Here is a 14,653-nt window from a genome sequence, read left to right as displayed (position 1 = left end):
GAGAACGGTCAGGCGTGGTTGACCGGGAGGACATCCGGAGAGAGGGCGCCGGCGTGGGCCGCGGCGCTCGTCATCCGCCTGCGGTGGTGGCTGCGGCAGAGGACCTCGGGGCCGAACGCCCTCAATCCTCGGCAGCGCCAGATCACCGGACCGTGCCGCCATCAGGCATGTGGCCATCAACGGTTGACGCAAGGTTCACCTCAGCGCGGTGGTGCGCGGCGACTCTGTATCAGAAAGATAACGGGTCTAGTCCAGAACCGCATCGCTCCGCAGGTACTGGACCGATGGCCCATACCCGAAACACCGCCAGAACCCCTCATGGAGGACACCGTGCCGACCCCCGGCATATCCCGCCGCACCGTACTCACCGCCACCGCCGCCACCGCAGCCACCGCCCTGGTCACCACGACGACCGCCCTGGCCACCCCCGCACAGGCAGCCGCCCCGACCCTCCCGAACGGCACCAGCAAGGACAAAGTGCTGGTGATCGGCATGGACGGGGTACGCCACGACCGAATCGACGCCGCCTCGGCGCCGCACCTCAAGTCGATGATGGCGAACGGCACATACGGACGCAGCCTGCTCTACGCCAACCCGATGGCCGCGACCTCCTCCGGACCCGGCTGGTCCACCATCACCACCGGAGTCTGGCCCGACAAGCACGGGGTGAAGGACAACACCTTCTCCGGCAAGAACTACGCCCGGTACCCCGGTTTCCTGGCCCGCCTCGCCCAGGTGCGCCCCGAGCTGTCCACCTACGCGGCCGTCGACTGGCAGCCCCTCGACAGCCAGGGCACGGCCACCGCGGGCGCGGACGCCAAGCTCGTGCTCGTCGACGACTACGCGGTCAACGACGCGAAGATCGCGGACGAGTCCGAGGCCATCATCCGGGACCAGAACCCGGACGTCATGTTCGTCTACTTCGGCAACACCGACATAGTCGGCCACAACTCCGGCGCCGCCAGCCAGGCGTACCTCGACGCGATCGACGTCCAGGACGGCTACACGGGCCGGCTGCTCGCCGCGATCGCGGCCCGCCCCTCGTACTCCACCGAGCGGTGGACGGTCATCGTCGCCACCGACCACGGCCACGTGGACGCCGGCGGCCACGGCGGCTCCGCCATCGAGGAGCGCCGCACCTTCATCCTTGCCCAAGGGCCCGGCATCGCGGCGGGCGCCCGCCCGATCGACACCCGGCTCGTCGACGTCGCGCCCACCGTCTTCAAGCAGCTCGGCATCACCCCGGACCCGTCCTGGGGCCTGGACGGCAAGCCCGTCCAGGAACGCTCCACCGACCCTTTCGACGCCCTGCAGTCTTCGTTGTCCGGGCGGATCGACGAGACCGGCATCCCGGCCGGCGTCCTCGGCTTCACCCACACCGCGCCCAGCGGCTGGTCCGTCATCAACAGCGCCATGGGCACCGGCGGCATGACCGAGTGGCGCGGCTGGTCCTTCGCCACCGACGAGTTCTGGTCCCGTAGCCAGCGCGACCAGTCCCGTGAGCTCAACGTCCGCGCACGCGGCGTCTTCGCCGTCGCCGACTCCGACGAGTGGTCGGACAAGGCCCTCTCCGGCCGCTTCGACTCGACGCTCGTCACCCCGGCGTACGGCGTCGCCGGAAAGAGCACGGTCAAGCTCGACTTCACCACCTTCTACCGCAGCTACGGAAGCCAGACCGCCGAGGTCCTCGCATCCTGGAACGCCGGCACTCCGGTCAGCGTGAAGAAGTACACGGCAGACGTCATCTCGCAGCCGCAGACCCTGAGCCTCACGGTCCCCTCCGGGGCCACCAGCGTCAGCTTCCGCTTCCGCTACACCGGTGACAACGACTGGTACTGGGTGATCGACGGAGTAGTCGTCACAGCGGCCTGACCGCCCGCCCGGCCGCCGGTGCCAATGCGGCGGCCGGCGGACTGAGCGGCGCGCTCTTCACACAGGGCCGCACGTCGGCCCGGGACCCACCAGGTCTCGGGGCCGACGTCCCGCCGGGTACTCGTCCTCAGGTGCCGACGGAGAGGCCCTCTTCAGACTCGCGGTGACAGCCTCAACCGCGGTCGTGCACGCAGGCTCCGCCGACCGGTGCGCCGAGTCAGGCGTGGTTGACCGGGAGGACATCTGGTCTCCATGTCTCCATGTCGGCTACCGGCGGGTGCCGGTCGTCGCGCGGTCGCGCCAGGCCGGGGCGAGGGCGGTGAGCATCAGTGCGGCCGTGAGGGCGAAAGCCAGTGAGTAGCCCGTCCGGCCTGCGAGCACCCCGAACCCGATGGCGCCGACGCCCATGCCCGCGTCGTAGGCGAAGTTCCACAGGGCGCTGACGGTGCCGTAGCCGGAGGCGGGGACACGCGCGTACATCACCGTCAGGGTGGCGTTCTGGGTGACTCCGAAGCCCACCCCGAACAGGGCCACGCCAACGACGACGGCGACCGGGCTGTGGGTCAGCGAGGTCAGCAGCGTTCCCGCAGCCGAGACGGTCAGGCCGGGCAGGACGAGTCCGGCCGGTCCGTGCCGGTCGCCGTATCGGCCCGCGACCCAGCGTGCCACGGTTGACGCCGCGGGCTGGACGAACAGGGCCATGGCAAGGAGTCGTGTGGAAGCCGGCGCAACGACAAGGGGGAGGAAGGTGACGATGATGCCGGCGGCGAGCGTGGTGGCCGAGAAGACGACAGCGGGCCGCACAAGGGCGGCCGTCCGGAACCCGGCCAGCACCCCGATCGGCCGTCCCGAGGCCGGCTCGCGGTCCGGCAGGCCCGGAACCGAGACGATCGCGGCCAGAGCGGCCAGAGCGCCGGCGATACAGACCGGCGCGTACCCCACGTGCGCGACCAGCCACACACCCAGCGGCAGGGCCACCAGCGACGGTACCCCGGAGACGACTCCGACCAGAGCCAACCCCTCACCCCGCCGCTCGGGCGGGATCAGCGATGCCGTCAAAGCGCCACCCGCGACGACCGTGAACGCGAAGCCCAGACCGCGGACCACACAGACCGCCGTGATCCACACCGTGCTCTCGGAAGCGGTCAGCACCAGCGTGGGTGCGCCGAGGAGGACCAGCCCCGTCACCAGCGCCAGGCGGTAACCGAAGCGGGCGACGAACCGGGGAGTGGCCAGCCCGCCTCCGACCGTCGCCAGCATCAGCGCGCCCGTGGCCAGTCCCGCGGCACCGCTGCCCCCGCACGCCTCGGCATAGAGGGGGACGACCGACAACAGCAGGTAGAAACTCGTCGAGGCGCCGACGACCGAGACGAAACGCAGCAGCAGGGGCCGCGTTACGAGCGGCGGCCGTGAACCGGCCCCCTGAGCCTGAGAGTTGATCATCCTGGTCACACGACGAAGCTAAGGGCCCGGGCGGATCGCCGGTAAGCTCCAATTCCATGCCTCTGGAGTGGTCCGGTCTGTCGCCCGATCTACTGCTGGTCATCGACCGGGGCAGCGGCGAGCCGCTGCGGGCGCAGCTGGAACTCCGGCTGCGGGACGCGATCCGGACCGGCCGGCTGCAGGTCGGCGAACGACTGCCGTCCTCCCGCGAACTCGCCCGGATGCTCGGGCTGTCGCGCGGTCTGGTGCAGGACTGCTACGCCCAGCTCCAGGCCGAGGGATACCTCGTGACACGCGTCGGCTCGGCCACCCGGGTCGCGGCCGGCGCCGGCGTACCGTCGGCGCCCACTCCACCGGTTCCGACACCTCCGAGCCTGGTGGCCGACTTCAAGTGGGGCGTCCCGGACCTCGGCAGCTTCCCGATCGCCGACTGGCTGTGGGCCACGCGCGAGGCGGCACGCGTCATGCCGACGGCGGCGCTCGACTACGGTGACCCGCGCGGCAGTGCGGTACTGCGCGAGGTCATGGCCGGATATCTGCGGCGGGTGCGCGCTGCCGCAGCGGACCCGGAACGGATCGTGATCTGCTCCGGCTACGCGCAGGGCCTCGGTCTGGCCCTGCGCGCGCTGGCCCGGACCGGCGTCCGCACGGTGGCGTACGAGGACCCGGGCTCACCGGCCGTGATCGCCTCGGCCGCTGCCTCGGCGGGCCTGTCTGCGATCCCGGTGCCGGTCGACGAACACGGCATCGCCGTGCAGGCGCTCGCCGCGACCGACGCCCGCGCCGTCGTCGTGACCCCCGCGCACCAGTGGCCGACCGGCGTGGCCCTGGCACCCGAGCGGCGGCTCGCGCTGATCGAGTGGGCCAGGCGCCGGGACGCCGTCGTCATCGAGGACGACTACGACGCCGAGTTCCGGTACGACCGGGAGCCGGTGGGTGCCCTCCAAGGACTCGCGGCCGACCGCGTGATCTCCATAGGCACCGTCAGCAAGTCCCTCGTGCCGGCCCTGCGCATCGGATGGATGATCTGCCCGCCCGCGCTCACCGAGCCGATCACCGAGCTCAAGCGACGAGACGACCGGGGGTCGCCCACGCTCGACCAGCTCGCCCTCGCGCGAATGGTCGAGTCCGGCCGCTTCGACCGGCACCTGCGCAGGATGCGGACGGCCTACGCAGCACGGCGTACCGCCCTGGTGGCCGCACTCGCCGAACACGCCCCAGAGGTCAGGGTGTCCGGCCTGGCGGCCGGCTTCCACGCGATCGCTCATCTCGACGGATCGCCCCATGAGCAGGACGTCATCGCAGCCGCCCGCGCCCGGTCCGTGGGCCTCTGCGGAATGAGCACCTGCCGCTCTTCGCGTGCGACGGAGCCGGCACAGCTGGTCCTGGGGTTCGGCAACGTCGACGAACGTGCCATCACAGCAGGCATCACGGCGGTCGGCGACCTGCTCACGGGCCGGTAGCCCGCATCACGGGTCCGTGCCGCGCGGGCGCCGCACCAGCACAGGGCCTCGACCTGGAGCTGCTCCAGGCGGTCCGCCCCCTGCCGGCGGGACCACATCCAGCACTCCGCGACCACGTAGTCGACCTTGCTGTGCCCGCGACAGGCACTCCACCACACATGCGGAGAGGTCCAGCGCCGGGGTTGCCTCCAGACTCACGGAGTCGAAGGGGAGGCCTCTTTGCGGAGGGGGTCTGGGACCGGGTCGCCGGAGCGGCGGACCGTGCTGAGGATGCGCATGACCAGGTCGTCGCGGACGGCTCCCTGGACGCCCGACCGGCCGTAGAAGTCCCAGGCGACGAAGTCGCCCTTGGAATTCTTGAAGCCGAAGGCGATCGCCCAGCCGTCCCCCGCGCACTTGTGGTCCTTCTTGGCGCCCTCGGTGCGGGCCTTCACGTAACTCCCCTTGACCCCGGCCTTGGTTGTGTAGGCCACCGGCTTGTCCCACTTGACGACCTCCTTGTCCGGGGATGCGAACGCGGAGTATGCCCAGGCCGTCGCCGTCTTCTCGGCGACCTCGTCGGTGGTCTTTGCGCCGTCGGCGCCCTTGGTACCGGAGGACGCGAGCGCGATGTCGTTGACGTAGCCGTCGCCGTTGGCATCCAGACTGCACCACTTCTTCTTGAAGAAGGCGGGCGCGGTGTGCCCGATCACCGGCTTGTCGGGGTCCTTGTCGTCCGAGAAGCCGCTGAAGATCTGCGGCTCCAGGACCTCCCAGTCCGGCGGTACGTCGAAGGCGGTGCCGTGCGCCGGATTCACCACGACCTTCCAGCCCTTGACCGTCGACTTCACGGTGCCCGGGGCGCCCGAGGACACGGAGCCGGACGCGGCACCGGAGGCGGGTGCAGGGGAAGTCGGCCCCCCGGCGCCGTCCGCCCTGTCGCCGTCCCGGAAGAGGACCGCGGCGGTCACCGCGACGGCCACCCCCGCAGCCACCGTCACCGATATCGCCACGGCGGCCTTACGCCGGGGCGCGGAACGCGGCGCCGGTCCAGGAGGCGGAGTCGGCGCGCCGGACGGGTACTGCTGGTGCGTACCGGACGTGGCGCCCTGCCAAGGTTGGCCGAATATGCCAGGCCCGTAGGGGCCGGTCTGGGCTCCCTGCTGTCCGGGAACCGGCTGCCGGTAAGGGTTTTGCCCCGGGTTCTGCCTGCTCTGGTCCCCATCGGGCGTCTGCTGTCCTGGCCACATGGCGCGCAACAATAGGGCGGTGGCCGCCGCTCGTCACGCTTCGGGGGCGGAGAGGGCGCGGATCCGGCCACCCTTCCCGCCGGGGTCCCGCGACCTATCTCCCGAAGGACATCAGGGAGTGGTCCACCTTCTTCGGCTCCGGGCTGCGTACGGACCCGTTGAGCAGGAAGACGCGTCCCTCGACCCAGGCCAGCCGGACGCTGGAGGTGTAGAAGGCGGATTCGGGCCCCTTGGCGATCTTCGGGCTCTGCAGGAATATCTGGGGCCGGCCTCCGCCCGTCGGGATGGCCGCCATCGCCGCGGACAGGCCCTTGTCCGTGTCGACGTAGACGACGACCTTCCCCTCCTCGATGGCCAGCGGGAACATGACGCGGCCGTCGGGGCCCGTCGTGCGCCACTTCACCTGACCGGTGTTGAGGTCGACCGCGATCACCTCGTCGGGCTTGTCGACGTCCAGCGGGTACTTGGCGTCGGGTGTGCCGCCAGCGATGTAGAGGGTGTCCGCGTCGGCCACCGCCGCGTTGCAGTCGTGCAGGTCGCCGCTGCCGCTGCCCCAGCCGTTGCACCGCTTGCTGACCCCGAAGGCGGCATTGGCCTGCGAGCGGACCTTGCCGTCGGCGGCGAAGGCCGTGATGTTCCAGACCTTCTCCTGCGTGTTGTAGGTGCTGACGACGAGCGGGTCCACGGACAGGATCTGGCCGAGGTTCGAGCCCTTCGCGTACTGGTGGCTCCACTTGGCAGCGCCAGTCGCCGGGTCGATCTCCTCGATCACCGACTGCCGGTCGGCCGAGTCCTGGCCGAAGCAGTCGCGTACGAGCATCAGCCTGGCGGCGGCGCCTCCGACCGTCGCGGGGGCGCAGCCGCTGCTCGGCGTACCGAAGAGTTTGTGCCCGTCGGTGACCGAGAAACCGCTCACGACCGCGGCACGCGCCACCGCGACGGTGTCCCCTGAGATGGCCAGCCGCAACTCCGAAGCCTGGTCGAAGACCTTCTCCTTCGGTATCTCCAGCTTCCAGCCCGCCTGGCCCGTGGCGAGGTCGACCTGCTGGAGGTGGGTGCACTGGGAGGTCGCGCTGTCCTTCTCGCGGACCCCGACGACGATCTTCCCGTTCGGGCCGGGACTCTCCGGGACCCCGCACAGCGGCGTGGCGAGGGGAAGCCTCCACTTCTCCTTGCCGTCGGTAGTGGTGTAGGCGGTGACCTCCTTGTACATCGCCTTGATCACGGCGTCCCCCACGCGCCAGGGGCCGTGCTGCGAGGCACCAGAGCCGGGCAGTTCGGTCCGGTTCGACACCAGCCAGACCCGGCCCTCGCCCGGCTGAATCCCGGCGTTGGGGTCGAAGACGAACGGGGGGCCGCCGGGACCCTGGCCGTCTCCCTGGTCCACGGACGCGGACGCGGCGGGGGCGGCGGTGTCGCCGTCCCCGGCGTCGCCGGAGCCGTCGCGCAGGAGGATGTACGAGCCGCCGCCGAGGGCGAGCAGGGCCGCGACCAGGCCCGCCACCAGCACGCCGGTCCTGCCCCGCAGGCCGCGGCGGGGCGGGCGTACGAAGTCCGCCGGCTGCACCGGCGGTTGCGCGTAGGGATTGCCCGGCGCGGGCCCCGATCCGGGCTGTGGCGTCCGGTAGACCGAGCCGTAGCCCGGCTGGACTGCCTGCGGTTGCCGATCAGGGCGCGGCAGTTCGTCGAAGTCGCGACGGGTCATGGGGTCAGTGTGGCTGGCGGGACGGCCGAACTGGGATACTTTTTTCGGCTACTTCCCGTCACCGTGCCCGGTTCCGGCCCTGTTCCCCGGCGCGTGTACCCGCCAGGTGCGGGCGGGCTCACCCAAGTCGACAGCGTCTCCCTCGCGCACGCCGCGTTCGGGCTCACCGTCTCAAGCGTGGTTGACCGGGAGGACGTCCGGGGAAAGGGCACCCGCGTGGGCCGCGGCGCTCGTCATCCGCTTGCGGTGGTGGCGGCGGCACAGGACCTCGTAGCCGATCTCCTCCGCCGGGCGGTTCACGTCGCCGACCACCACCTGGGCGCCCTCGACCACCATCTCACCGCCCACGGTACGGGCGTTGTGCGTGGCGCGGGCGCCGCACCAGCACAGGGCCTCGACCTGGAGCTGTTCAAGGCGGTCCGCCAGCTCGATCAGGCGCTGCGAGCCCGGGAAGAGCTTCGTACGGAAGTCCGTCGTGATGCCGAAGGCGAAGACGTCCATGCCGAGGTCGTCCACGATGCGGGCCAGCTGGTCGATCTGGGCGGGCTCCAGGAACTGGGCCTCGTCCACGATCACGTAGTCCGCCTTGCCGCCCTTGGACAGCTGCGCGACCAGGTACGCGTACAGGTCCATGCCCTCCGGCGCCTCGACCGCCTCCGTCACCAGGCCCAGACGGGACGAGAGCTTGCCCTCCCCCGCACGGTCGTCACGGGTGAAGATCACGCCCTGCAGGCCCCGAGCGTCGCGGTGTGGGCGATCTGGAGCGCCAGTGCCTTCTTTCTTGACCATCCACCAACTCACGCTAGGGTCATCCCATGACACTGCGCGTCCTGGGTTCACTGCGGCTCTCCGTCGACACCGACGATTCCACGGCGATACCCCGCCAGAAGGAGCACGTACAGCACTGGGTGGAGGCGCCGGGGCGGGACGCTCGAATCGTCGCTTGGGCTACGGACACCGACGTGTCCGGCGGACTCCACCCGTTCAAACGCCCCGACCTCGGCAAGTGGTTCGACGATGAACACAAGGACCTCTGGGACGCGCTCTGCGTCATGAAGATCGACCGGCTGAGTCGTCGGGTCGCCCACTTCAGCGAGATCGTCCAGTGGTGCCAGGAGAACGGCAAGATCATCGTGTCGACCCAGGAGGGGATCGACATGTCCACCCCCATGGGCAAGATGTTCGCCCAGATCCTCGCTGTCTTCGCCGAGGGAGAGTTGGACACGATCCGGTCCCGGGCACTCGACGCCGTACAGACCCGCCTCGCCTCCGGCATGTGGGTGGCCGGCCTCCCGCCCTTCGGCTACGAGATCGTCCAGGTGGGCAAGGGCAAGGGGAAGCGACTCGAAGCACTCCCCCGCTACATAGAGCTCGCCCAGGAGATCGCGAAGAAGATCCTGGACGGCGAGAGCCTGCGCTCCATCTCGAAAGACCTCGCCACCCGGGGCGAGCCCACGTGGCTCTCGCGGATCCAGCCCAATAGCAAGCGGGCGCAGGAGAGCCAATGGTCGAACTCCTCGATCCGGGGGATGATGCTCAACCCCAAGATCGCCGGGCTCTACACCTACAAGGGTGAGATCGTCGAGGACGACGCCGGCAATCCGCGCATGATCGCGGACACCCCCCTCCTTGACCTCGCCACATGGAACAAGGTGGTCCTGAAACTGGCGGACAACCGCGCCTTCGGGCCCAAGGCCACCAAGAGCCAGGCCATGCTGGTCGGAGTGGCTACGTGCGGCTCCTGCGGGGGTCCGCTGACCAAGGCCGGCTTCACCAACCGCAAGCCCGCCAAGGGGGATCGCCCGGCGAAGGAGTGGCACTACTCCCGGTACAAGTGCAGCCGGCACAAGGTCCAGGGCACCTGCGAGAGCGCCGCGGCCGTGGACTCGGCGGAACTCGAAGGCGAACTGACCAAGGTCTTCCTGGAGCACATGGGGCACCTCCCCGAGGCGCGGGAGGTGGCAGCCGACCTGCACGACCCGTCCAGCGACATCACGGCCACCCAGGCACGCCTGGACCGACTGAAGGCCGACTTCGGGGCAGGCAAATACGACGCCCCTGAGAAGGAAGAGGTCTACTGGTCTCTGCTCAACTCGCAGTCCGCAAAGCTGTCGCGGCTTCGCATCCAGTTCGCCGAGTACGAAGAGCAGCGCGGGAAGTTCGCTCTGACAGGCCGCGCCTTCGCGGACATCTGGAACTCGCGGGACGATGAGGGCAAGCAGCTCTTCCTCCGAGAACACCGGGTGGCCGTCAAGGTCTACCGCGATCCGATCCCCGGCAAGCCGTTCGGGTTCATGGTGCAGCTGGGCGACGTACGGCGGATGGCCCAGGCAGTACATGTCGAGTTGACCGACGATGTCGCCCACGGGGTCGTCACGCACAACCTGCCGACGCAGAAGCACGTGGCGAATCAGCAACTAGACGAGCGGCAGCTTCGGATCGGGCTGGACGTCATTGACGCCATCGAGGCATCGCTTCGACTTCCCGAGGAGTCGGCGACGTAGACAGCTCTGACGCATACACAAGCCGTAGCCCTCGCGAATGCCGGGGGCTACGGCTTGCCTTCGAGGGATGGTGTCGGCGCACGCATCGAGTACCGAGACAGGTACGAACAACAGGCGCTGGCATCGACCTTGTGGTGGTTGAAACCCGTGCGCGGTATGTGGCTACGGCTTAGGGTCGCGGTCATGGAGCCCCCTTCCCTGCGCCCGATATCCACCCGGACTCTCCGCAGGCCGGGGCAGCGCATAGTCCTGTTCATGGTGGGGGGTCTGTTTGCGCTGATGGGTGCTGGGATGCTGATCAGCGGGGACGCCGCAGATCCCGCCAGCGCGGTGCTCTTCGCCGTGATTGCGGCGGGCGGCATGTGGATTGCGTTCCGCAGTTGTGTCATGGGAGTGCAGATCGACTCCATGGGTCTGACCGAGCGTGGCCTGGGGCGCTCGAAAGTCGTTCCCTGGTGTGCGATCGGCGCGGTCAACACCGGTGACGGTCCCGGCCTGGCCCCGACGGAGGCCCCAGGGCTGGTCCTCAGGAACGGTGAGAAGGTGGGGCTCGGGGCGCTCGCCTCGTACTCCCGTACTGCAGTCGACACCGACTTCACCCTGATCAAATCCCTGCACGCCACCCACGTCACGGACTGCCCCAACTGCGCGTGAGTCCTGGGGCAGGGGCGTCGGCGAGGCAGCACCTTGCCGCAGTCGCGTGCACGAAGGCTCCCGCCCGATGGAACCGACCGCGTTTGGTAAACGGACCGCTCCGGTGCCAGGACGGTGCGATATCCCAGCAAACGTGCCAGCATCACAAGATCGGCGACAGCGCCGGTAAAGGTCTAAGACGTCATCTCATTTGGCCAGTCGGCGGTAGCAGATGAGGGTGCAGGCAAGGCTGGTGAAGGCGAGGAAGTGCTCGGCCTTGCGTTCGTAGCGGCGGTGGAGTCGTCGGCAGCCGGCGAGCCACGACATGGTCCTTTCGACGACCCACCTGTAGCGGCCGAGCCGTTGTGAGGACTCGATGCCTCTGCGGGCGATGCGGTGTTTGATGCCGCGTCCGCGTAACCATCGTCGCAGGTGGGCGTAGTCGTAGCCCTTGTCCGCGTGGAGCTTGCCGGGCTTGCGTCGTCGGCGTCCGCGGCGGGAACGGATGGGCGGTATGCCGCGAACGAGGGGCTCGAGGGCCTGGCTGTCGTGCAGGTTGGCGCCCGAGATTGCCACGGACAGGGGCAGACCGGTCCGCTCGGTGATCAAGTGGATCTTCGAACCGTACTTGCCCCGATCGACAGGATTCGGACCTGTCAGATCCCCCTTCTCAAGGCCCTCATGTTCACCGAGTCAATCGCGCAGCGGGACCAGTCGAGCTCGCCGCGGGCGCCGAGTTCGTCAAGGACCGGGCGGTGGAGCTTGGCCCACACGCGGGCCTTGCTCCACTCGGAGAACCGTCGGTGGGCTGTCGCCCCCGAAGGGCCGAACGATGCCGTGGGCAGCTGCACAGCTGCTGCCAGGTGCAACCCGAAGTCGCGACGAACACGATCGCGGCCAGTACTTCACGGTCACCGTGCCGGCGCCGTCCACCGCCTTGGGGACGCGACGGCGCCTCCGGCACCACCCGCTGGAACAGCACCCACAACTCGTCAGGCACCAGCCGCTCAACGATCCTCGCCATGACCGACAACCTACCCGCGAAGCCCAAATGAGATGACTTCTAAGCACTTGGCCAGCAGGCTCAGCCGTTCGCGGCGGCGCGCAGCATCCCGGGAACGATCACGTGGCGGGCTATCAGGCGTGGTTGACCGGGAGGACATCCGGGGAGAGGGCCCCGGCCTGGGCTGAACCGCTCGTCATGCGGCGGCGGTGGTGCCGGCGGCAGAGAACCTCGTAACCGATCTCCCCCGCCGGGCGGTTGACGTCGCCGACGACGACCTGGGCGCCCTCGACCACCATCTCGCCGTCTATCGTGCGGGCGTTGTGGGTGGCGCGGGCTCCACACCAGCACAGGGCCTCGACCTGGAGCTGCTCGATCCGGTCGGCCAGCTCGATCAGACGCTGAGAGCCGGGGAACAGCTTCGTGCGGAAGTCCGTGGTGATGCCGAAGGCGAAGACGTCCTTGCCGAGGTCGTCCACGATGCGCGCCAGTTGATCGATCTGCTCCGGGGCCAGGAACTGTGCCTCGTCGACGATGACGTAGTCGGCCTTGCCGCCCCGGGAGATCTGGTTCACGAGATACGCGTACAGGTCCATGCCCTCGGTGGCCTCGACCGCCTCCGTCACCAGGCCCAGGCGAGAGGAGAGCTTGCCCTCGCCCGCCCGGTCGTCGCGCGTGAAGATCACGCCCTGGAGACCGCGCGCCGATCGGTTGTGCCCGATCTGGAGCGCCAAAGTACTCTTCCCGCAATCCATGGTGCCGGAGAAAAATACCAATTCGGACATCAGAGGAGGGTGACCTTTCGGGGCGGGCAGACCGTGGGGCAGCGATGGTCGGCGGCCCCTGCGCGAGATGGCGGATTCCCCAGCGAGTTGGTGCTCTTTCCGCAGTCCATCGTTCCGGAGAAGAACACCAGCTCGGGCATGGGGAGTACGGGGCCTTTCGGAGGGAGGGGGAAGGTGGGGGAAAGGGGCGCTGCCCGGAGTGTCAGGAGCGGATTTCGAGCAGCGGGACGAGCTGCTCGGCCGGGGTCATGGAGCCGTGCATGCCCGCGAGGGCCGACTCGTTGGGCTCGGCCCGGGAGGCGGTGATCGCCACGTCGGCCTGGGCGGCGGCGATCACGTCGCCGATGCGGCCCAGGACCCGCTCGTCGCATTCGCCCGGTGCCCCGAACCAGCCCAGTTCCAGGGCTTCCGCCCGGCTCGCGACCCAGAAGCGGTCACCGAGGACCTCGCGCCAGACGGTCAGGACGTCGGCCTCGGCGCCCGGTACGGCGTACACGTGGCGGGCCCGGCCCTCGCCGCCCAGCAGGGCCACGCCCGCGCCGAGTTCCCAGTCGTCGTCGTAGTCGATGCGGGAGTCCTCGTCGAAGGGGACGTCCACCATGCCGTGGTCGGCGGTCACGTACAGCGCGGTGCGCGGCGGCAGTTGCTCGGCGAGCCGCTGCACCAGCCGGTCGACGTACATGAGCTGGCCGCGCCAGGCGTCGGAGTCGACGCCGTGCCGGTGGCCGGCCCCGTCGAGCTCGCTGTAGTACGTGTAGACGAGCGAGCGGTCGCCGGCCGCGAGCCGCTCGGCCGCGAGGTCCATGCGCTCTTCGCCGGTCATCCGGCCGAGGAAGGTGCCGCCGCTCAGCGCGACCTTCGTGAGCGGGGTCGTCTGGAAGGCGGGTGAGGACACCTGCGCCGTGGCCACCCCGGCCTTGTCCGCCTGCTGGAAGACGGTCGGGTACGGCTGCCAGGGCTTGGGCGCGGTCCACGGGTGCCAGCGGAGCTGGTTCATCAGTTCGCCGGTGGCCGGGTTGCGCACGGTGTAGCCGGGCAGGCCGTGCCGCGCGGGCGGCAGGCCGGTGCCGACGGAGGCCAGCGAGGTGGCGGTGGTCGCCGGGAAGCACGCGGTGATCGGACGGCCGGTGCCGCCACGCGAGGTGGAGAGGAGGGAGGTGAGGTAGGGGGCTTCGTCCGGGTGGGCCTTGATCTGTTCCCAGCCCATGCCGTCGACCAGGAACACGCAGTTCCGGTCGGCCGGGGTCAGCTCGGCGATCGAGGCCTCGAAGCCGGGTACGCCCTGGCCGGCCACGAGGGTGGGCAGCAGGTCGGCGAGCGAGCCGGTGCCGTAGTGCGGCACCGGGGCGCCGGCCAGGTCCAGCAGCTCCGGCTCGTCCTGCCAGCTCTGCGCGGCGGCGTACGCCATCAGCGGGCGGGGGTGGAGGACGTGGCTGCCGTGGCCTCGGAGAGCGCCTGGGCGAAGACCAGGGTCTGGCGGACCGCCTCGGGGCCGTCGCCGGCCTCGCTGACACGCAGGCTGAGGTCGTCGGCGGTGGAGTTGCCGGTGTATCCGTGGTCGGCGTCGCAGTTCTGGTCGCCGCAGGCGGCGGGCTCCAGGTCGATGCGCGAGACCGCGCCCCAGCCGATGGTCAGGACGACCTCGCGGGGCAGGGTGCCGGGGGTGTAGGACTCCGGGTTCGCGACGACGCGGCTGAGCACCACGGAGGAGATGCTGGCCAGCTTGACCGACTCGGTGGAGGTGGTCGCGTACGGGGAGGGGGACCCGGCGTCGGCGGCCTGCTCGTCGGTGTGGCTGACGATGAAGCGGTTGCCGGTGAGGACCAGCACGGTGACGTGCCGGCGCACCTCGTTGGAGTCGAAGGTCGTCTCCTGGTGGACCAGGTACGACGAAATCGGCTCGCCGCCCACCGCGGCCTCCACGGCCTCGGCCACGAGGGCCGGGTAGTAGCCGCTGCGCTCGATCGCCGTGCGCAGCCCCTGGGTCGTCGTACCGGATTTCGCCATGAGGTCCAT

Annotated in this window: 10 protein-coding genes and 4 pseudogenes; 4 read left to right on the top strand and 10 right to left on the bottom strand. The window is 69.8% G+C overall.

The genetic code is table 11. The annotated features are described in order from the left end of the window. Positions 1 to 8: 8 nt before the first annotated feature. Positions 9 to 113, bottom strand: a pseudogene (locus tag AC3IYI_RS29950) (thymidine kinase); the annotation flags it as partial. Positions 114 to 318: 205 nt separating this feature from the next. On the opposite strand from AC3IYI_RS29950, the gene AC3IYI_RS29945 reads away from it, so the two are divergent. After that, on the top strand, positions 319 to 1,872 hold the full coding sequence (locus AC3IYI_RS29945) for an alkaline phosphatase family protein (protein ID WP_489406596.1): 1,554 nt from the start codon (positions 319 to 321) through the stop codon (positions 1,870 to 1,872). 267 nt (positions 1,873 to 2,139) lie between these two features. On the opposite strand, the gene AC3IYI_RS29940 is transcribed toward AC3IYI_RS29945, so the two are convergent. Further along, positions 2,140 to 3,315: an MFS transporter gene (locus AC3IYI_RS29940; protein WP_489411731.1), complete on the bottom strand. Its 1,176-nt coding sequence runs from the start codon at positions 3,313 to 3,315 to the stop codon at positions 2,140 to 2,142. Between the two features lie 56 nt (positions 3,316 to 3,371). On the opposite strand from AC3IYI_RS29940, the gene pdxR reads away from it, so the two are divergent. Beyond that, entirely contained in the window at positions 3,372 to 4,778 is a 1,407-nt protein-coding gene (pdxR, locus tag AC3IYI_RS29935) for a MocR-like pyridoxine biosynthesis transcription factor PdxR (protein WP_489406595.1), read from the top strand. Between the two features lie 5 nt (positions 4,779 to 4,783). On the opposite strand, the pseudogene AC3IYI_RS29930 reads toward pdxR, so the two are convergent. From AC3IYI_RS29930 to AC3IYI_RS29915, 4 genes and pseudogenes are all read right to left on the bottom strand, one after another. Then, positions 4,784 to 4,855 (bottom strand): annotated as a pseudogene (locus tag AC3IYI_RS29930) (thymidine kinase); the annotation flags it as partial. Between the two features lie 117 nt (positions 4,856 to 4,972). After that, positions 4,973 to 5,758: a DUF8017 domain-containing protein gene (locus AC3IYI_RS29925; RefSeq protein ID WP_489406594.1), complete on the bottom strand. Its 786-nt coding sequence runs from the start codon at positions 5,756 to 5,758 to the stop codon at positions 4,973 to 4,975. Between the two features lie 343 nt (positions 5,759 to 6,101). After that, positions 6,102 to 7,712 carry an outer membrane protein assembly factor BamB family protein gene (locus AC3IYI_RS29920; RefSeq protein WP_489406593.1) on the bottom strand — a complete coding sequence of 537 codons (1,611 nt, stop codon included), beginning with the start codon at positions 7,710 to 7,712 and terminating at the stop codon, positions 6,102 to 6,104. 171 nt (positions 7,713 to 7,883) lie between these two features. Next, positions 7,884 to 8,482 (bottom strand): annotated as a pseudogene (locus AC3IYI_RS29915) (thymidine kinase). A 45-nt stretch (positions 8,483 to 8,527) separates the two neighbouring features. Between AC3IYI_RS29915 and AC3IYI_RS29910 the strand changes: the two are divergent. Then, the gene (locus AC3IYI_RS29910) at positions 8,528 to 10,216 is read left to right on the top strand and encodes a recombinase family protein (protein ID WP_489406592.1); all 1,689 of its coding nucleotides are present in this window, start codon (positions 8,528 to 8,530) and stop codon (positions 10,214 to 10,216) included. Positions 10,217 to 10,495: 279 nt separating this feature from the next. Further along, positions 10,496 to 10,870: a hypothetical protein gene (locus tag AC3IYI_RS29905; protein WP_489406591.1), complete on the top strand. Its 375-nt coding sequence runs from the start codon at positions 10,496 to 10,498 to the stop codon at positions 10,868 to 10,870. Between the two features lie 186 nt (positions 10,871 to 11,056). On the opposite strand, the pseudogene AC3IYI_RS29900 reads toward AC3IYI_RS29905, so the two are convergent. The 4 genes and pseudogenes from AC3IYI_RS29900 to AC3IYI_RS29885 all read right to left on the bottom strand — a co-directional run bounded on the left by AC3IYI_RS29900 (position 11,057) and on the right by AC3IYI_RS29885 (position 14,653). Beyond that, positions 11,057 to 11,873 (bottom strand): annotated as a pseudogene (locus AC3IYI_RS29900) (IS5 family transposase). Between the two features lie 113 nt (positions 11,874 to 11,986). Beyond that, positions 11,987 to 12,637, bottom strand: coding sequence for a thymidine kinase (locus AC3IYI_RS29895; RefSeq protein ID WP_489406590.1), 651 nt, complete (start codon positions 12,635 to 12,637; stop codon positions 11,987 to 11,989). A 202-nt stretch (positions 12,638 to 12,839) separates the two neighbouring features. Then, positions 12,840 to 14,045, bottom strand: coding sequence for an alkaline phosphatase family protein (locus tag AC3IYI_RS29890; RefSeq protein ID WP_489406589.1), 1,206 nt, complete (start codon positions 14,043 to 14,045; stop codon positions 12,840 to 12,842). Further along, positions 14,045 to 14,653 carry a DUF5998 family protein gene (locus AC3IYI_RS29885; RefSeq protein ID WP_489406588.1) on the bottom strand — a complete coding sequence of 203 codons (609 nt, stop codon included), beginning with the start codon at positions 14,651 to 14,653 and terminating at the stop codon, positions 14,045 to 14,047. Before AC3IYI_RS29885 ends, AC3IYI_RS29890 begins: the two co-directional genes overlap by 1 nt.

It is taken from the genome of Streptomyces sp. GL_148, assembly GCF_057834205.1.
The sequence above is the reverse complement of the archived record's forward strand: the minus strand, read 5'-3'. Positions and strand labels throughout refer to the sequence as shown.